The organism is Photobacterium sp. GB-1, from assembly GCF_003026165.1.
GTDB lineage: Bacteria > Pseudomonadota > Gammaproteobacteria > Enterobacterales > Vibrionaceae > Photobacterium.
On the sequence record NZ_PYOB01000026.1, the window covers coordinates 31,196 to 50,847 of the forward strand.

Here is a 19,652-nt window from a genome sequence, read left to right on the forward strand (position 1 = left end):
GTTACACTTCTTATCAGTTAGTTTTCTAAAAGCAGAAAATGATCACATAATGTATTTTTAATTACAGCTTACCCAATTATTCCTCTGTAGAATCCAGTCACATTTATTTTCAATGTCTTAGCCATGATCCGTATTAAAGATTATAAGAAGCTGTTATCTCGTACTATTATCGCAACAAGTATTCTAGCACTTGTTGGTTGTGCTCAACCGTTATCACTAGAAAAGCAAGCAAGCTATTCCAATGTAGATAATTTCAACACTAGCTTGTACCAAAGCTCTTTGCCTTATACCAGCATTCATCCTGATAAAACAGGCTTCTACCCTCTTGGTGATGGTCAAGCCGCATTACTTGCACGTTTGGCTATTATTGAACATGCACAAAAAACACTGGATGTTCAGTACTATATTTACCGTGATGATGCGACAAGTGGGTTGATGACATGGTATTTATATCAAGCTGCTGAGCGTGGCGTTCGTGTGCGCTTATTACTTGATGATATGCAAAATCGTGACGATCAAGCATTAGCAAGCCTCTCTGCTCATCCTAATGTTGAAGTACGCTTATTTAACCCATTTTCAAACCGTACTATTAAGCCATTAAGTTTCTTAACTGACTTTGATCGGTTAAATCGCCGTATGCACAATAAAGCCATTATTGCAGATGGTGTGTTTGCCATTACCGGAGGACGTAATATCGGCGACGAGTATTTCTCTGCCAATAGTGACGTAGAATTCGGAGACTTCGACCTCATTATGCTGGGTAAAGTGATCCCACAATTCGCACGTCAATTTGATGAATACTGGAACAGTAAACCAGCAACACCGATTGAAGCCTTAGTCTCATCAGCACATAAGCCTACAAAAGAACAACTGGCACAGTGGAAAGATGCTCAGCTTAAGTACATGTCATCAGACTATGCAAGTTCGCTAAAAAACCACCCAATGGTACAGCAGTTAATGGAAGAGACATTACCGCTATACTGGACAGATGCAGAACTGCTTTACGATACACCGTATAAAATTGCGAATAGTAAAGATGATTTATTGCTACATAAGCTATCAGAGATGATCGCGAAAGCAGAGCATGATTTCTTTTTAGTTTCACCGTATTTTGTCCCAACAGAAGAAGGGGCTAAAGTGCTAGCTAAAGCGGCAAAGAACGGCAAAAACATCACTATTGTTACCAACTCATTAGCTTCTAATGACGTTTTCGCTGTACATGGCTGGTATGCCAAATACCGTAAAATCATGCTAGAAGGTGGTGTTAAGCTATACGAAGTAAAAGTAGAACCCGGCCATAAAACAAAACACAAATGGCTAAGTCGCTCTCGTACAAGTTTGCATGCGAAAACGTTCATTCTTGATAAATCTAAAATTTTCGTCGGTTCATTTAACTTTGATCCACGCTCTGCATACTTAAATACAGAGTTAGGCGTGATTGTTGATTCACCTAAATTCTCAGGTGAAGTTTACAACACGATCAATAACTCACTAGTTAAAGATGCTTACCGTTTAGCATTGGACGAAAATGGTGAGATCATATGGAATGATGATACAACGGGCAAGCAGTATACATCAGAGCCAGACAGTAGCATTTGGCTTAAAATGGGCGCTTGGGCGGCCGGTGTATTACCAATAGAGAAACAGTTATAAGTCGGTAAGATAACCATTAAATAGTGACAAAAAAGGCGCTCATTGAGCGCCTTTTTTATGCTTGATTTTTCAATTAGCCTTTATTGCGAAGTGTCGTTTTTTTCACTGCATTTTTTTCGATGTAATCGATGATCATGCCGGCAATATCTTTACCTGTCGCTTTCTCAATACCTTCAAGGCCTGGTGAAGAGTTAACTTCCATAACAAGTGGACCACGCTCTGAACGTAACAGGTCAACACCAGCAACACCTAATCCCATAATTTTTGCAGCTGCAACGGCTGTTTTACGTTCTTCAGGTGTGATCTTAACCAGTGCTGCGCTACCACCGCGGTGTAGGTTTGAACGGAACTCGCCTTCTGCACCTTGGCGTTTCATTGCTGCAATCACTTTATCGCCAATAACGAAACAACGGATATCTGCACCGCCTGCTTCCTTAATGTATTCTTGAACCATGATATTCGCTTTAAGACCCATGAAAGCTTCAATAACACTTTCAGCAGCTTTACGTGTTTCAGCAAGAACAACACCAATGCCTTGTGTGCCTTCTAATAGCTTAATAACGACTGGCGCACCACCAACCATATCAAGTAAATCTTTAACGTCATCAGGCTTACTTGCAAAACCTGTCACAGGCATACCAATACACTTACGTGATAGTAGTTGCATTGAACGTAACTTATCACGTGAGCGGCTTATCGCTACAGATTCATTAACGGTATATACACCCATCATTTCAAACTGACGCAAAACAGCAGTACCGTAAAATGTTACTGATGCACCTATACGTGGAATAATCGCGTCAAAATCCACTAAATCTTCACCTTTAAAGTGAATCTGAGGTTTTTGCGAGTTAATGTTCATATAACAACGCAGTGCATCGATCACTTTAATTTCATGGCCACGTTGTTCAGCGGCTTCAATCAAACGAGCTGTCGAATACAGTGAACGATTGCGAGATAAAATTCCAATTTTCATGACAACTAGCCTTGATTTTTAATAAGATAAGATGCTTCTGGATCAACAATAATACGATCATGCATAGCTGTACGCCCTAGTAGCATACGGAAAGCCATATTATCACGACTGGTTAGCGAAATTTCAATCGGCCACTGTTGACCATTAAAATCAATTGTAGAAACGATAAAGTAGCGCAGTTGCTCATCACCACCTGAGTTTCTTACAACGCGTTTATCAGCCACTTTAGCTTCACAAATTTGTTCTACGTCGGTGTTGTTATGGATTGGATGAATCCAAAACTTCACCCAATCTTCACCGTCACGGGTAAATTCTTCAATTTTGAAAGTATGTAGGCACGAACTACGTGCACCAGTATCAATTTTTACATGAATATTATTGATACCCAGATCAGGTAATGTAGCAACTTCACGCCACCCAACAAGAAACTTATTATTTTTATTCACTATTGTATCTTTATTAACCATATTAGATGTCCAATATACTATAGAAGCATTAAACCCAATACCTTGAAATGATACTACTACAGTATAGAGAACATTAACCAGACCCTCTGGTATAAATTTTACATTGAAGAAATGTAAAATTTATAGCTAACAGCAGGGAAACAAATTGCTTATTTTCATTAAGCTAAGATTTTTCGCTCAGGACACCTCGGCGTATTTGGTCAAGTTCAATTGATTCGAACAAAGCTTGAAAATTACCTTCACCGAATCCTTGATTTCCTTTGCGTTGAATAATCTCAAAAAATACGGGGCCAATCACAGTTCCCGTGAAAATTTGCAACAAAATACCATGTTCATCGCTATCGATCAGTATTTTGTCATGCTGCAACAATGCAATATTTTCATCGTGACAATCAATCCTTTTATTGACCAGTTCGTAATAAGTATCCGGTGTATCCATGAAGATAACACCTAATTGACGAAGTTTTTTCACAGATGAAAGAATGTCATTAGTACTTAAAGCGATATGCTGAATCCCTTCTCCATTATATTGTTTTAAGTATTCTGCAATTTGAGAATGTTCATCGCTTGATTCATTGATAGGAATGCGGATTTTGCCACAAGGTGATGTCATTGCGCGAGATTTTAAACCAGTCAGTTTCCCTTTAATATCAAAATATTTAATTTCTTGAAAATTAGCAATTTTTTCATAAAAATCAGACCACTTATCCATGTGTCCAATTGCAACATTATGCGTAAGGTGATCAATCGTTAATAACCCTGTATCTATAGCGGCTAAACGCTGTTGTGCGTCTGGGTAATACTCAAAATCCACTTCATAAATATCTCGTTCGCCATAACGATCGACAAAATATAATAATGCACCACCAATACCTTCAATAGCGGGAATGTTGAGTTCCATAAGCCCAACATTATTTTCGCACCTCGTTGCACCATGCTTGATAGCATAGTCTAACGCCTTGTTAACCTCTTTCACCCGAAATGCCATCGCATTAACGCTTGCGCCATGCTGCAATGCAAACGAACTTGCTTGCGAAGCTAACTCGCCATTAACTATGAAGTTTATGTCCCCCTGACGGTAAAGCCACACCATTTTATGTTTATGTTTCGCTATTTCCGCAAAGCCCATTTGTCTAAATAATTTTTTAAGCTTAGTGATCCCAACTTTTGTTGGAGCAGTGTATTCAACAAATTCAAAACCATCAGTGCCTAATGGATTACATACTTTTGACATACAGTGACTCCTATAAAACTTATTGTTAACTCTTTAAGCTTTAGCAGCACTTCAAAATAACGGGCAGTTTTATCTTTCGTCATTGTTCATTTAATTTATTCTTCATTGTAACGTACTGTTTCCATAATATTTACATACACAAATAAGCCTCATGTTTCAGCTGTAAACGTTTATTTGTTCTATATTTAGGGTTTAAAGTGAATTTTACTAGTTAGGCAAAATCATGCATAAGCGAGACACTTTTCAGCTTCCTCGAAAAACGTCAGGTGTTTATCCTATTCATTCTACTTTGCCACTATTTAAAATTATTCGCGCTCACGTATTACAGAGCTTCTCTTTTTGTGAAAACTATCAAAAAGGTATTGTAAAAGATGATGATCCTGAATTTCTTCATCAATATCGCGTTACCATGCGCCGTATACGCGCCATACTTAGTCTCCATCAATCACTTTTCATTCCAGAACAACTAAAAGAAACGAATTTAGCTATCAAAAGTTTAATGCAGCCCACTAATTTACAACGCGATCTCGATGTTTATCTCATGCAAATGGAGCATTACTTTTACTTAGTCGAACATAAGCATCATCAAGGACTGGCACGCTTTTTTGACGATCTGCAGCACCAACGCCAAAAAGCCTATAAGAAAAATAAGCATTGGTTAAAAAGCGAAGAATATAAAACGCAATATAAGCTCATCTGTATACAGTTAAAGCAGCTATCGCCTCTCATGGAAGATCTATCTACACCACCACAACAAATGATAAACACGCTATTCGTGAACTTAAACAATCGTATTATCACCTCAATGAAGGCTATTGATTCAAAAACGTCTGACGCGCAACTTCATCGCTTGAGAATCAAATATAAAAAATTACGTTATGGTTTGGAGTACTACCACCCATTAACAGAACAGTTATCACTTCGTTTGAAATTAAAAACAGTGAAGTTTCTACAAGCCAAATTAGGTGACTTCAATGACAGCTCGGTACAAATTGACTTTCTTAATCATTATTTAGAGCAATACAAAACAACGGGGAGACGTGCGAAGGCGATTGGTTTATTACTTCAAAAAGCACAACAACGGCACCTAGAAAATAAGCAGCAATTGATTAATGAAGTCATCCTATGTAGTCAAAATACTGCTTATTAATCATTATGATAGTAGCTTGATAATATCATCTTCTAAAGCAAATGGTTTTGTGGTGGGTGCATAGCGTTTCATTGGTTCACCCTCTCTTGAAATCAAAAACTTGGTGAAATTCCATTTAATATCATTGCCTAGCAGGCCAGGTAATTGTTTTACGAGATAAGAAAATACAGGTTCAGCATCACGCCCTTTTACATCCACCTTACTAAACATCGGAAATGTCACGCCATAATTGATTAGACACTCCTGTTTAATTTGGCTTTCAGTTCCAGGCTCTTGTCCACCAAACTGATTACATGGAAAACCAAGTATTACTAAGCCTTGATCACGATACTTTTCATATAATGCCTGTAATGCTTCATATTGAGGTGTAAAACCACACTTACTAGCAGTATTTACAACGAGTATAACCTTCCCTTCAAAAGCACTTAATGAAAGCGCTTCCCCTGAAAGTGCTTTAACCTCGAAGTCATAAATTTTTGTCATTCTCATTCCTATTTATTATTACTCGCTAATTGTCCATGTTATTCTGTGGACGTCCTTTTGTACGAAGTTAATAGCATGACAGATCTCAAACACTTATTTTTTTCTCTTGGCCTTGAACAACTTGATTTATCAGAAAAAGAGAAAAACATTATTAATGCTTTTATTCATGAATCAACACCTCGATTTAATGATATTTGCCACCAACGACAAGATAAAGAGCCTTTAGCGTTACTATTAGGCTATATGACGCAACAACATCACATTGCCTCGTCTCGTTGGACTGAACAACAGACCGCCTATCATCAAATGCAATCGGTATTTCAATCAACCGTAGGGGTTGAACACGCTAGCAAATTTATTAATCAAGATGTCGATGAATATATTCTGATCACTCTACTATGGTTGCTTGTTCAAGGGGCAAATAAAATTGATTATAGTTATGCTAATGAACAAGCAGAGACGCTGTTAGATCACATTAGTGAAGAGATAAAACAGTCGAATGACAGTAAAAAAGATGAACAGCTTCGACAACGGTTACTGCAAGCATACTATCAAGGAAAAAAAACGACGCAGCAAAGCCTTTTCACAAAACTAAAGCGTATGTTCAGGTTATCGCAACAACAATAGGAAATGACAGCATAACTTATCGCGATAATACGCGAACCAAAACGTAAATAGACTGTCACCTAATAATCTAAATATTTTGCTAACTCGATGAAATAGAGTCGTTATTTTACCGTTCTATTTTATCACCAAGACCATAGTATAAAATTTATACGCTCATGATCGTTGCAATGACATGCGCATTGTTAAAACGGAGTTCTAGATTGAAAAAGATATATCTCAATACTTATTTCGTCTGTGCCATGCTCGGCGCATTACTCAGTATCACTTTTTCCAGTCAAACCTTTGCGGCTACTGAGATTACAACTGGGTGGGTAACAAACCCACAGCATCCCCCTGTGCAAGTTAGGTTAGTGCTAACGGGTGAAAAAGACACAGCTAACCATACAGTTCAAGGACTGCTAGAAGTTAAACTTGATAAAGATTGGAAAACCTATTGGCGATCGCCTGGTGAAGGTGGTGTCGCACCATCTATAAACTGGGATATGTCTAGTAATGTTGAAAGTGTTGACTGGCAGTGGCCGATGCCAAAACGTTATGAGTTCTTAGGTGTTGAAACGCTGGGCTATAAACATGATGTTATTTTCCCACTTTCAATTCATGTAAAAGACATGAATAAGCCTGTATTCCTTGCAGGTAAATTAACCATGTCTTCCTGTACCAGTATTTGTGTACTGACTGACTATGAATTAGCACTTGATTTTAACCCTGAAAAACTCAGCTTATCGACTGACGCGATGTTTTTATACAACAAGGGTTATAGCCAAGTACCTAAATCGTCTCAAGCAGTAACATTGGATACTGTCTCTTATAACAAGGACAAAAAAGCAATTACGGTGGTTGCAACAAATAAGGCTGGCTGGATAAAACCAGATGTGTTGATTGACGGACATAATAAAGCCGTTAAAGACACCTCTTTTTTAGCGCCGAATGTTACGATTAAAGATAAAACACTGTATGCGGTATTACCGGTGACCAGTTGGTTTGGTACACCAAAGCTTGTTGGTGAACCACTTCAAATCACAATCGGTGATAATAATCTCGCTGTTGAGATCCCAGCAACAGCAACAGATACCCCAGTGATTGTGCCAAGTTCTAATAGTAACTTATTAGAAATAATTGGCATTGCGCTATTGGGCGGTTTAATTCTTAATATCATGCCATGCGTATTACCGGTATTAGGCATGAAGTTAAGTAGCGTTGTTTCAGCGAAAGGCTTAGAAAAACGCCAAATCCGTACCCAATTTATCGCTTCTGCTGCAGGTATTATCACCTCATTTTGGCTATTGGCTGGCTTTTTAGCATTAATGAAATTATCAGGCCAAGCGTTGGGCTGGGGAATCCAATTCCAGAGCCCTTGGTTTATTGGTGCCATGATTGCGATCACCGTCCTGTTTGGTGCAAATATGTTAGGCTTATTTGAAATTCGCTTATCAAGTAACACCAATACTTGGATGGCAACCAAAGGGGATAACTCACACCTTGGGCACTTTATTCAAGGAATGTTTGCCACCCTTCTTGCAACGCCATGTAGTGCCCCATTCTTAGGCACAGCTGTCGCGTTCGCATTAGGTGCTAATTATGTGACACTTTTTGCCATCTTCACCGCGTTAGCGATTGGTATGGCTGCACCATGGTTGCTCATTGCTCTCTTCCCACAACTGGCAAACGCATTGCCAAAACCTGGTCTATGGATGGATAGGGTTAAAACGCTGTTTGGTTTGATGATGCTGGCAACCAGTATCTGGCTATTAAGCTTAATGACTAGCTTCTTTTCTGCAGCGGTTGTTTGGGTGATTGGTCTACTGATCATGCTTGTTATCTTATGGCAATTAGGTCGTAAGAAAGGACGTAAAGCCGTTATCATCACAACAGCAGTTCTTTTACTGGGTGTTGCAGGTAGCCTTATCGTGGGTAGCTTAACCTCAAACCATTGGGCGAAGCCGCTAGCTGATGACCACCATTGGCAAACGCTAAACGTTGATAACATTGCAAAACAAGTCGCTGAAGGAAAAACAGTCTTTGTTGATGTTACAGCTGAATGGTGTATCACATGTAAAGCCAATAAAGTCGGTGTATTACTGCAAGAGCCCGTATATTCAGCCTTATCTGCTGATAACATCGTGTTAATGCGCGGTGATTGGACAAAACCTTCTGACTACGTCACAGGCTTCTTACAGTCACATGGACGTTTTGGTGTACCATTTAATATTGTATATGGTCCTAATGCGCCTCAAGGTATCCCATTGCCCGTAATTTTAACAAGTGACGAAGTGCTTAACGCAATTAAAAAAGCAAGTAAGGAATAAAGGAATAACATACATGACAAGGACGTCTGCCAAAGGATGGCTTAAAAACATACTTATCACTGCTATATTAGTAACAGCAATAAGTATTGTGGTTGATATCTGGCGAAATAAAGATTTAACGGTTTCTGTTGATAACCATTCGGTAGAAAAAACTATAAACCAGCATGATATTGATTGGCTAACTCTCAGTTATCAACAGCCTGTTGTACTCTATTTATGGGCAACATGGTGTCCAAGTTGCCGCTTTGTAAGTCCATCAATCAATTGGCTGCAGCAATATCAAAGTGATCTGAATATAAAGGTATTTAGTGTTGCTATTCGCTCTGGAGATGACCGTTCTTTACGAGCATACATGAACAGTAAAGATTATCGCTTTCCTGTCATTAATGACCAAAATGGTTCTATTAGCCAACAATTAGGGATAAGTGCTACACCTACTATTCTTATTGTTAAAAATGGCGAAGTCTTTAATTCTACGACAGGTGTGACGACTCCTGTTGGTTTATTCGCTAGAGTAATGGCCGCAACATATTTATAAATAAAAAGCCCAGCTAGAGTAGTTGGGCTTTTTATCATCTAATTGTCATTGTGGTTTCGGCATACGTCTAATTTGCCAAAAATGTCGCTTCCAATAAGGATTATCTAAGCGTGAAATCATCACACCTTTTGATTGTGACGCGTGCATAAATTCTGAATTGCCTAAATATATTCCAACATGGCGTGTATTACGTCCCGTTCGGAAAAAGACTAAATCCCCTTCTTTTGCACTGTTACGTGAAACTTTACGTCCCTTTTTCACCAATTGTAATGTTGTTCTTGGCAACATCATTTGGTAAACACTGGAATAACCTACTTGCACAAATGCTGAGCAATCAATGCCTTTCTTTGTTGTTCCACCAAGACGATAAGGTGTTCCTTTCCATGAATGGTAAACACCATCAAACATACCTGTATCTACAGAAGCGTTCTTTTTCAAACCTTCTTCCAACATATCATTGCTAACAGCAATTTTTTTGTCTACTGACGTTGTTTCAGCAGCCTTATTGTTTGATGTTTTATCATTTACAGAGTCAGTCGAAGAACACCCAATCATTGACACAAGCGCCAATGCAAATAATGCGTGTTTATTATATTTAAATCCGTTCTTCAAAATTTAGCCTGTACTGATCGTTTGATAATACTTTTATTGATTATGGCTTAAAATAATACCAATAATAAGGACAAAGTGCACACTATCAGAATAAATTTGACCTATTCCAAACAATAACAATTCTAATATCTTAAAATTAGATACAAACATTAAACGTATACGCTCAACAATATGACCTCAATACAATTTCATAATTATAATCCCCATTATGAGCAAGAATTGTCTCAGCTTTACTATGACGCTATTACAAAAATTGCGCCTGCTTATTATCATCCACAACAAGTCAAAATATGGGCTGATTATCCGCGCAAACACCCAAACGAATTTGCTAAATTATTAACACAAGGTGCTGTAATAATGGCAATTAACAATGAAGGGAGTGTCATGGGGTTCGGTCAACTTCATCCGAAAAATTATATTGCTTTACTCTATACCCGGCCTGAGTTTAATCGCTTGGGTGTCGCGAGTGCTATTTATAGTAAGCTCGAACAAATAGCACATATAAGCCATCAAACAACACTGAGTGTTACAGCCAGTAAACTCTCTCTACCCTTGTTTAGCAAGCTAGGTTTTGAATTAATCGATACAGAAATTGCTATCCGTGACGACATTACGTTCGAACGCTACAACATGGTAAAATTATTGTAGGGAAGGAAAAAAAAAGCTTACTGTTAAGTAAGCTCAAAAATTTATACAACAGAAGAGATAAAAACTACGTCTATAACGTATTGATTATCTATATATAATTTTTACTTTTATCCTATTTAAGATCCAGTCATTTACTTATCTATAAATACATATGCGATTATCTTCACGCCTAGATTGAAAATGTAACTGTTAATGTTATTAACAAGCAATATATCATCTGACCAGATACCGTATATTTTTATAAATCGTGATAACACACTATAAAATGTTAATTATTTGTAAAGCCACACTATCACAATAATAACTATTTAGGTAATGTATAAAGATGTAGTCATGCGACATAACTTAAACAGCATAAGGAGTATATGTGCTGGCTTTAATTCGAATTACCATCGCAACCCTTTTTATTATCATTACAACCTGTTGTGCACTACTTTACTGCCTAATAAACCGACCTCGTGCACCTAAACATGTCTACACCTTTTGCCGCTGGTTTAACCAATTGCAAAAAATTACAGGTGTTCGTGTTGAGCAACGTGGACTCAGTAACAGCGCCAATATTGCTAATGCCGTCTATATCTCCAATCACCAAAGTGTTTATGACTTTGTTACGACCCCTGGTATGTTGCAACCAAATACCGTGTCACTAGGGAAAAAAAGCTTATTATGGATCCCTTTCTTCGGGCAGCTTTACTGGATCACGGGCAATATACTGATTGTTCGTGAGAATAAAGCCAAAGCGCGTAATACCATTCAGCAAGTTGCTGATGCTATCCACCAGCGAAATTTATCTGTCTGGGTTTACCCAGAAGGCACGCGAAGCAAAGGACGTGGATTGCTGCCTTTTAAGACAGGAGCTTTTAGAATGGCGATAGAAGCAGGTGTACCTATTATTCCTGTCGTGATCAGTACGACACACAATAAGATTGATTTAAATAAACTTGATAACGGTACTGTTATAGCTGAAATGCTAGCCCCAATCGACACTCAAACATTTAAATCGACTGACGCAAGACAGTTAGCTGAAAAATGCCATCAACTTATGGCAGAAAAGATCGCCCAACTTGATAATGAATTATCGCAAGATTCTTATTTGGCGAGTGAAGAGACATCAAAAGAGAATAAAGCCTAAAATAATTACACCCAATGAGTTTCATTGGGTGTAAATTATATCAACAATCTAAGGCTTAGATGTAAAGCTTAGCAACATCGCTAGGCTCAACTTCCACACCTTCAAGACTTTCGTTCCAGTTCAAACCAACAAGAACACCGTCTTCAGCTAATGTGATCATCCAATCTTCTAAGAAAATATCTAGTGGCAATTCACTTGGTTGGAACTCAGCCCACTCATCAGCACATTGCGCTTTCGCATCTTCTTCATTTGACCAGAATGGCATTACTTCCGAATCTTCAAACTCAGATGAAGCAACAGATAGCCAATCACCTTCTTCATTACGAAGGCTCCAAACAATACGTGTATTTTGTGTTTCTTCAACAAACATTAATTTGTTAGCTTGGATATCTGACGTTAATTTAGTCATCTATTTTCTCTCAGTTGTAAACCTAAATGGCAAGCAACCATAGCTTATATCACCACAGCACTCTAACCCATGAAGTTTAACAAAAAACAGAATAAACAGTGATTAAATATTGTTTATATTTTTATGCTATATAGATATAAAATAATGTTGACATATACCTATTCGATGGCAAAATGTCGCGATTATCGTCTAGGTTCATTCTGTTCCACCCGATATGGCAAAGTCTTGCCAACACATTACATCAAACATTTACACTTACTGTTAGGTCAATCAATGCAATCTCGTCGTGCTGGAAATATGCTGGCGGCATTTTCTTTTGTGCTTTGGGGAATTCTCCCACTGTATTATCAGTTCTTGCCACAAGCCAATATTAATGAATTACTCGCACTAAGACTTATTTTTTCAGTGCCTGTTATGTTATTAGTCATACTACTACTTAAACGGCCTTTACCTAACGTTACGGAACTGTTGGCAGATAAGAAATCGTTCTTCATGTGCGGTGTTGCTGGCTGTATTATGAGTGTATCTTGGTATGCTTTTACCTGGGCGATTACCCACGGTGAAGTGCTTGCCGCAAGTCTTGGTTATTTTATTAACCCATTATTTGCTATTGCCTTAGGTATGTTTTTCTTAAGAGAAAAGCTCACAAAAGCTCAAGTAATCGCTGTGGTTCTGGCTATCTTAGGTATTGCTTATCAAGTCTGGCAGTACGGGGAATTACCTTGGTTGTCTCTTCTTATGGGCAGCTTTTTTGCTATCTATGGATTAACCAAAAAGTATATAAGATATGATGCATTAACCTCGGTGACTATTGAAGCCGCTATCCTTACCCCCTTTGCTGTAATTTATATGCTGTGGCTTTACTTCTCTGGTGATAGTGTGTCGTTAACATCAGGTACGACTTCATTTCTATTATATGTAGGCTCTGCGCCAGTTACAGTCGCACCCTTAATCTTCTTCGCTTTAGCACTGAATCGTACTAGCTTAACAATGGTTGGATTAATGCAATATATCGAGCCAACATTACAGTTCTTATTAGCCGTGTTCTTGTTTGGTGAGGTCTTTGATCATACTAAAGCGATCAGTTTTAGCCTTATTTGGGCAGGTTTGATCTTTTGTACGCTTGAAGCATTACCCAACTTATTCGATAAAAAGCGTAACGTTACCCTGCCTCACTCGTAATTGTCTTAAATGTAAACACCGTGCGTTGTACGGTGTTTTTGTTTATCCTTCAATTATTGTCCAAATAAGAACGTTTTATCATGTCATCAAACCCACCTTCAGAGCTACAGCAACTACAAGAACAACTCCGACACTTTGCAATACAGCGCAATTGGGATCAGTTCCATACCCCTAAAAACTTAGTAATGGCCTTAAGTGGTGAAGTGGGTGAATTAACAGAAATTTTCCAATGGTTAACCCCCGAGCAAAGCCAAGACCTTTCAGTTGAAAAAAAACGGCAATTAGAAGAAGAACTTGCGGATGTGATGATGTACTTGGTTCGATTAGCGGATAAGTGCGATGTGGATATTTTAGAGGCTTGCCAGAGAAAGATAATCAAAAATGCTGATAAATACCCTATTGAGAAATGTTATGGATCAGCGAAAAAATATAATGAGTTATAACAGCGTTCAGTAAAAACAAAAAAGCTGGCGATTATAGCCAGCCTTTTTCATTTACTTGCCAACTATTTTTGGCCAACACCGCGATTTTCTTTTTTCGCTAAAGCAATTTTACCAAAGCCTAGCTTACGAAAATAACTATCACGATAGTCACGGGCAGCTTTACTTGAATTTGAAACTGCTTCAACTTGCAATTCCATTTTTAGAAATGACGTTAAGTCGATACCTTCTGCAGCAGCTACCGCTTCATGAATATTACGGTATTGATCAAATGAAAAAATAAGCTCTTTTTCTTCATTTTTGTAGGTATAGATAATAGTGCGTGACATAACGTCCCCAGTAGAGCATAAAAATGGATACGAAATTTACCGTATATCCTTTTAAGATGGAAGCTTAAACAACGCGGTATTATTTAATAAATCCGTCACCATTAAACTATACCTCGATAGCTGTTACCTGCTTGGTTGTCAGATCATTATTTATATCGTTATTAGAAACAAAGTCTTGTAATAATTCATTAGCAAAAACATCTTGTTGCGACATTGGTCGATAGTAATAAAAACCTTGAATATAGCGTACCCCCACAGATTGAATAAATTCAACTTCTTTAAGATGCTCTACCCCTTCAACAACAATCTCAGCATTGGTGATCTTACCGAGTTGTACAGCTAAGCTAAACAGATCTTTACCTCGCTGTGTTTCTAGATTCAGTACCAGTGTTCGATCAATTTTTACTTTATCAAAATCAAAACGCGATAAATAAGCCAGTGATGAATAGCCAGTACCAAAATCGTCTAATGCTACGGCAATGCCTAATTGATGTAATTGATCGATGACTTTCGCAACATCGGCTTCATTTTGCACCAATAACTCTTCAGTGATCTCAATTTCAATTTGAGAGAATGACAGTGAGCTCTCTTCAATATGTGTTTTAATCGTTTGGACAAAATTTTTCTTTAAGACAGTATCTGGTGAGATATTTATCGATAATCTAATGTTCTCATTCACTTTCGCAAATCGTTCGCCAGCACGTAATGCTTTGTCAAAAACCCAATAATCTAAATCAGGCATTAACCCTAATTGATTAAAGGCGGCTAAAAACGTCGGCGGTAAAATCTTTCCATCCTTATCATGATAACGAATAAGTGTTTCAAAACTAATGATCTTATTCGTATTCACATCAACCTGAGGTTGAAAATAGAGTAAAAACTCCCCTTCAGCTTGTAGCCGTTCGATCTCTTTTTGTGCTTTTAAATTTCGATGTAAAGACGGTATAAAACTGGTTAAACGTGTTTTAACTTCAATCTCATCACTGGTAAATAAGCGATTGGAGAAGACATCGGACACACCAATACCAAGGTTACGCTTATCCATTAGTTTAAAGAATGGGTAATAGATCGCGACACCAATTAGGATGATAACAGCCTGTAATATTGCGCCAGAAATAGCCCCTCCTGTTGCAACATAGCCGCTTAATAAAGGCGGCATTAACCAGCTTTGGATTTCACTTAATGGTGGCACAATTCCCCAATACATCGATCCATAAGCCACCACAAAACCAATTGCAGGTGCAATCAGAAAAGGAATAATCATGATTGGATTAAATATAACAGGCACACCATAGAGCACCGGCTCATTGACGTTAAAAAGACACAAGATAAGGGACGCTTTTGCTAATACTTTATAGCCTTCACTTTTTGCAAATAACAGCATACAAATAACTAAGCTCAATAAGTTGCCGCTACCACCAATACCCGTAAAGAAATCATAAAAATTGGTGCTGATAATATTAAGATCTGCACCAAAATTATGCCATGCTGAAATATTCACCATAGTGATATCGTAAAGTTCAGCTTTGTACATATGAAGTACATTATGGCCATTGATCCCTACGGACCAAAACGCCCCGCGCAATAACTCATAAATAAGGCCATCAACAAAAGAAGTAGGATCAAGCGAGGGTAATAATGAAGATGAAATGCTTACCGAATTAACAGCAAAGTAAATAAGCTGACTGGATGTTATCAATGCACCAATGGAGACTATCGCACCTAGTAGCATGTTTGCTGAGCTGTCGATGACGGAGTCGCGATCACTGCCTCTAAAAACACGAAATTTCTTTAATCGAGAAATCAGTCCACAAGTAATATATGCCGTTAATAACGACAACGGAAAACTATTAGGTAATGGCATAATTTGCGATAAAAAGCCCCATTGGTAGGACACAACAAAATACACAGTTAATGCACTGGCTATTGAGACCCCTTTAGGGATACGTTTTACAGAAGAGAGGTATGTAACAAGATAAAAGTTGATCAATATAGGAAACATCAAACCCGTTGATTCACCTACATACCTTATCGTGCCAGTTAATGAGTCATAGCCGTAGTGCTCACAGAATACCGCTATAAGTTCACAGAACGTCGAGATTAATGCCAGCGGTAAGGCCATGATAAAGACATTCGAAACAGCAACAAGATATTTATTCGACGAGAGCTCTGACATTACTCTGTAAACAGTCATAACTATTTTCTTATTTAATTATGATAAATACTATCAGCTCGATGCTGCCTGTATTTCACTACTCAATACCAACATTCGTGTTGATAACATCAACTAATCATCACGAACAACGCTAACTAATTATTTTATTTCAATAAATTATACTATCAATCATATCAGTTTATTATACATGAAAATTTATAAAATACTGTGCTACCTATCACTTCACACAAAACATGTAAGAGATTGTTAATAAAGTATACTTCGAACACTATTTAAAGCTGCATATCAAAGAAATAAGAGATAAATACCGTTATGTAACCACAGGAGTAATAATTAAAATGTGACATGTTTTAAACGTATTCTCGTTAATAGGGCATGGGTAAAATCATACACTGCCTTTTCCCATACTTATACACAGAAACAGTGGATAACTTTACTAACGCTGTGAAAAAACACACTTTTCGTATGTTTTTCATACAGGTGGGATTTTTAAATAATCAGTAAGTTACGATAGTAAGTCAAAATTATCATGTAATTCTCATTATGATTATTTTTTAGTTAAATAGTGGATAACTTGATTCTCACTACCACGCCATACCAAAGCAGGATCTCGTTGAGATTCTTCGTATTTTCCATCAACAAGAACATCGATAAGATCAACAATTTGCTGTTGCTGCTCAGTTAACTCAGCGAACGTGTACCCCGTCCATAACCAAATATCTTTACCAATACATTCACTACGGACACGTTTTACCAACTTTAAAATATCAGGCACGTTGTTTGGGTGTAATGGATCACCTCCAGATAAAGACAAACCACGGCGTTTAATTCTAGTATCGTTCAAATCATTAATGATCTGATCTTCCATCTCTTGGCTAAAAAAGTGCCCTGCATCTAGTCGCCATGTACTCTGGTTATAACAACCTCGACACTGATGAATACAGCCAGAAACAAATAAACTTGCACGAGTGCCCGGTCCATTAACAATATCGACAGGGTAATAGTTGTGATAATTCATATTGGTCACCTACACTCTCTAGTAATTTATTAAATAATAATCTTAAAAAGAAAAAGTGCCCTCTCAGGCACTTTTATCTTGTTACACTATGCACTCAAATAGAAATTACATGTGTTTAACACGACGCTTCACTTCTTCTTGTTTACCGAAGTTAAACGGGCGTGCGTCAGGGCTACCTAAGTAACCGCATACACGGCGTGTTACTGATACCTTAGATGGCTCGTGGTTACCACACTTAGGACATGTAAAGCCTTTACTTGTACAGTCAAACTCACCCGTAAAACCACACTCATAACACTCATCAATGGGTGTATTAGTACCGTAATAAGGAACACGCGAATAGCTGTAATCCCATACATCTTCTAGTGCTTCAAGGTTATGCTGAATATTTGGGTATTCACCGTAACAGATGAAGCCACCATTCGCGATATCAGGGTAAGCCATCTCAAAGTCAATTTTATCGTATGGGTTTACTTTCTTTTCAACATCTAGGTGGAAGCTATTTGTGTAGTAGCCTTTGTCCGTCACACCTGCAACAACACCAAATTCTTTAGTATCGATTGCACAAAAACGACTACATAGGTTTTCACTTGGCGTACTGTATAAGCTAAAGCCATACCCCGTTTCTTTCTTCCATGCATCTGTTGCATCGCGTAAACGCTGAACAATGGCAACCGCTTTTTGGCGAAGCTCTTCACTGTCGTATACATGCGTATCATTGCCATATAGTGCATTCACTGTTTCATGAATACCAATATAGCCAAGCGAAATTGAAGCACGACCATTTTTGAAGATTTCTGATACGTCATCATCTTCTTTAAGGCGTACACCACATGCTCCTTCCATATATAAAATAGGGGCTACACGTGCTTTCACTCCATCAAGACGGGAGATACGTGCATCAAGTGCACGACGAGATAAGGCCAAACGCTCATCTAATAAAGTAAAGAAACGCGCTTCATCCCCTTTTGCTTCTAATGCAATACGTGGAAGGTTAATACTTACAACACCAAGGTTATTGCGGCCTTCGTGGATCAACTCACCATTTTCTTCATACGGACCAAGGAAACTACGACAACCCATCGGCGTTTTGAATGAACCCGTTACTTCAACTAACTTGTCATAGTTCAAAATGTCTGGGTACATGCGCTTAGAAGCACACTCTAACGCCAATTGCTTAATATCGTAGTTCGCGTCATCTTGTTTATGGTTTAAGCCATCTTTAATGGCAAACACAAGCTTAGGGAATACTGCCGTCTTATGATTTTTACCCAAACCTGAAATACGGTTCTTCAAAATAGATTGTTGAATTAAGCGTGATTCCCACGACGTACCTAAACCAAAACCGAAAGTAACAAACGGTGTTTGCCCATTTGCGGTATGTAATGTGTTTACTTCATATTCTAGTGATTGGAATGCGTCATAACATTCTTTTTCAGTACGCGCATTAGCAAAAGCAACTGGGTCTTCAATGCCCCACTCTTTTGCTACTTCTAAATGCTTTTTATAACTAACAGTAACATAAGGTGCTAATACTTCATCAATACGGTTGATGGTTGTTCCACCGTAGATGTGGCTTGCTACTTGTGCAATGATCTGAGCTGTAACTGCTGTTGCGGTAGAAATAGATTTAGGAGTATCAATCTCTGCGTTACCCATTTTAAAACCATGGGTCAACATGCCGTTTAAATCAATCAGCATACAGTTAAACATAGGGAAGAAAGGAGAATAATCCAGATCATGGAAGTGAATATCACCACACTCATGTGCTTTAACAATGTCACGCGGCAACAAATGTTGAGTCGCGTAGTGTTTAGCAACAATACCAGCCAATAAATCACGCTGCGTTGGGATCACTTTACTGTCTTTATTCGCGTTCTCATTAAGTAAAGATGCATTGCTTTGCTCAATCAAACCACGAATTTCATTATTTAGGCGGCTTTTCTTTTCACGTGCAACATCGCGATCATGGCGATATTCAATATAGGCACGGGCAACTGTTTTGTGAGGACCAATCATCAATTGATTCTCTACAGCGTCCTGGATAGCGTGAATATCTACTTCTTCAGCATGCTGGAATTGAGCTAATGTCGCTTCAGCAACAGACATTGCATCCACTTCACTCATATTCATGTCATTGATTGACTGAGCTGCACCCATTACCGCTTCTTTAATGCGTTGCATTTCGAAAGGTACACGGCAGCCATCACGCTTAATCACAACAAGTTTCACACTAGGCTCCTAAATATACAATATTCATTACAGTGTCACG

The 19,652-nt window shown here is 38.2% G+C and carries 19 protein-coding genes; 9 read left to right on the top strand and 10 right to left on the bottom strand.

Annotated elements, in window-relative coordinates; genetic code table 11:
- Positions 1 to 123: 123 nt before the first annotated feature.
- Entirely contained in the window at positions 124 to 1,653 is a 1,530-nt protein-coding gene (locus C9J45_RS18450) for a phospholipase D family protein (protein WP_107292855.1), read from the top strand.
- A gap of 73 nt (positions 1,654 to 1,726) precedes the next feature.
- Here the strand turns inward: C9J45_RS18450 and rimK are convergent, their stop codons facing one another.
- The 3 genes from rimK to hppD form a co-directional block, all read right to left on the bottom strand.
- Complete coding sequence (rimK, locus tag C9J45_RS18455; RefSeq protein ID WP_107207582.1) at positions 1,727 to 2,629, bottom strand: 30S ribosomal protein S6--L-glutamate ligase; 903 nt, start codon at positions 2,627 to 2,629, stop codon at positions 1,727 to 1,729.
- A 5-nt stretch (positions 2,630 to 2,634) separates the two neighbouring features.
- Positions 2,635 to 3,096 (bottom strand): ATP-dependent zinc protease, encoded by a 462-nt coding sequence (locus C9J45_RS18460; RefSeq protein ID WP_107207581.1) that lies wholly within the window; start codon positions 3,094 to 3,096, stop codon positions 2,635 to 2,637.
- A 163-nt stretch (positions 3,097 to 3,259) separates the two neighbouring features.
- On the bottom strand, positions 3,260 to 4,330 hold the full coding sequence (hppD, locus tag C9J45_RS18465; protein ID WP_107207580.1) for a 4-hydroxyphenylpyruvate dioxygenase: 1,071 nt from the start codon (positions 4,328 to 4,330) through the stop codon (positions 3,260 to 3,262).
- 223 nt (positions 4,331 to 4,553) lie between these two features.
- Between hppD and C9J45_RS18470 the strand changes: the two genes are divergently transcribed.
- A complete protein-coding gene (locus C9J45_RS18470) occupies positions 4,554 to 5,480 on the top strand; it encodes a CHAD domain-containing protein (protein ID WP_107246118.1) in 927 nt (308 codons plus the stop codon).
- Between the two features lie 3 nt (positions 5,481 to 5,483).
- Here C9J45_RS18470 and C9J45_RS18475 read toward each other — a convergent pair whose 3' ends face one another.
- Positions 5,484 to 5,963, bottom strand: a complete 480-nt coding sequence (locus tag C9J45_RS18475; protein ID WP_107207578.1) for a glutathione peroxidase — start codon at positions 5,961 to 5,963, stop codon at positions 5,484 to 5,486.
- Between the two features lie 75 nt (positions 5,964 to 6,038).
- Here C9J45_RS18475 and C9J45_RS18480 point away from each other — a divergent pair, with 75 nt between their 5' ends.
- The 3 genes from C9J45_RS18480 (at position 6,039) to C9J45_RS18490 (ending at position 9,434) form a co-directional block, all read left to right on the top strand.
- Entirely contained in the window at positions 6,039 to 6,590 is a 552-nt protein-coding gene (locus tag C9J45_RS18480) for a hypothetical protein (RefSeq protein WP_107287938.1), read from the top strand.
- A gap of 200 nt (positions 6,591 to 6,790) precedes the next feature.
- Positions 6,791 to 8,896: a protein-disulfide reductase DsbD gene (locus C9J45_RS18485; protein WP_107261109.1), complete on the top strand. Its 2,106-nt coding sequence runs from the start codon at positions 6,791 to 6,793 to the stop codon at positions 8,894 to 8,896.
- Positions 8,897 to 8,909: 13 nt separating this feature from the next.
- Positions 8,910 to 9,434: a protein disulfide oxidoreductase gene (locus C9J45_RS18490; protein WP_107261111.1), complete on the top strand. Its 525-nt coding sequence runs from the start codon at positions 8,910 to 8,912 to the stop codon at positions 9,432 to 9,434.
- 45 nt (positions 9,435 to 9,479) lie between these two features.
- Here the strand turns inward: C9J45_RS18490 and C9J45_RS18495 are convergent, their stop codons facing one another.
- Positions 9,480 to 9,989 carry an NlpC/P60 family protein gene (locus C9J45_RS18495; RefSeq protein WP_107261143.1) on the bottom strand — a complete coding sequence of 170 codons (510 nt, stop codon included), beginning with the start codon at positions 9,987 to 9,989 and terminating at the stop codon, positions 9,480 to 9,482.
- 276 nt (positions 9,990 to 10,265) lie between these two features.
- Here C9J45_RS18495 and C9J45_RS18500 point away from each other — a divergent pair, with 276 nt between their 5' ends.
- A complete protein-coding gene (locus C9J45_RS18500) occupies positions 10,266 to 10,694 on the top strand; it encodes a GNAT family N-acetyltransferase (protein WP_233217772.1) in 429 nt (142 codons plus the stop codon).
- Between the two features lie 367 nt (positions 10,695 to 11,061).
- The gene (locus tag C9J45_RS18505) at positions 11,062 to 11,826 is read left to right on the top strand and encodes a 1-acylglycerol-3-phosphate O-acyltransferase (protein WP_107292856.1); all 765 of its coding nucleotides are present in this window, start codon (positions 11,062 to 11,064) and stop codon (positions 11,824 to 11,826) included.
- Between the two features lie 55 nt (positions 11,827 to 11,881).
- Here the strand turns inward: C9J45_RS18505 and C9J45_RS18510 are convergent, their stop codons facing one another.
- The gene (locus C9J45_RS18510; RefSeq protein WP_006644976.1) at positions 11,882 to 12,235 is read right to left on the bottom strand and encodes a DUF2750 domain-containing protein; all 354 of its coding nucleotides are present in this window, start codon (positions 12,233 to 12,235) and stop codon (positions 11,882 to 11,884) included.
- Positions 12,236 to 12,508: 273 nt separating this feature from the next.
- On the opposite strand from C9J45_RS18510, the gene rarD reads away from it, so the two are divergent.
- Together rarD and C9J45_RS18520 are read left to right on the top strand one after the other, a co-directional pair.
- The gene (rarD, locus tag C9J45_RS18515) at positions 12,509 to 13,417 is read left to right on the top strand and encodes an EamA family transporter RarD (RefSeq protein ID WP_107292857.1); all 909 of its coding nucleotides are present in this window, start codon (positions 12,509 to 12,511) and stop codon (positions 13,415 to 13,417) included.
- A gap of 80 nt (positions 13,418 to 13,497) precedes the next feature.
- Positions 13,498 to 13,860: a nucleotide pyrophosphohydrolase gene (locus tag C9J45_RS18520; protein ID WP_107207572.1), complete on the top strand. Its 363-nt coding sequence runs from the start codon at positions 13,498 to 13,500 to the stop codon at positions 13,858 to 13,860.
- Between the two features lie 62 nt (positions 13,861 to 13,922).
- On the opposite strand, the gene C9J45_RS18525 is transcribed toward C9J45_RS18520, so the two are convergent.
- The 4 genes from C9J45_RS18525 to nrdD form a co-directional block, all read right to left on the bottom strand.
- A complete protein-coding gene (locus C9J45_RS18525) occupies positions 13,923 to 14,186 on the bottom strand; it encodes a DUF2960 family protein (protein ID WP_045084205.1) in 264 nt (87 codons plus the stop codon).
- 106 nt (positions 14,187 to 14,292) lie between these two features.
- Positions 14,293 to 16,380: an EAL domain-containing protein gene (locus C9J45_RS18530; RefSeq protein ID WP_107292858.1), complete on the bottom strand. Its 2,088-nt coding sequence runs from the start codon at positions 16,378 to 16,380 to the stop codon at positions 14,293 to 14,295.
- A 529-nt stretch (positions 16,381 to 16,909) separates the two neighbouring features.
- The gene (nrdG, locus tag C9J45_RS18535) at positions 16,910 to 17,380 is read right to left on the bottom strand and encodes an anaerobic ribonucleoside-triphosphate reductase-activating protein (protein ID WP_107207570.1); all 471 of its coding nucleotides are present in this window, start codon (positions 17,378 to 17,380) and stop codon (positions 16,910 to 16,912) included.
- 105 nt (positions 17,381 to 17,485) lie between these two features.
- Positions 17,486 to 19,612: an anaerobic ribonucleoside-triphosphate reductase gene (gene nrdD / locus C9J45_RS18540; RefSeq protein ID WP_107292859.1), complete on the bottom strand. Its 2,127-nt coding sequence runs from the start codon at positions 19,610 to 19,612 to the stop codon at positions 17,486 to 17,488.
- Positions 19,613 to 19,652 lie beyond the last annotated feature (40 nt).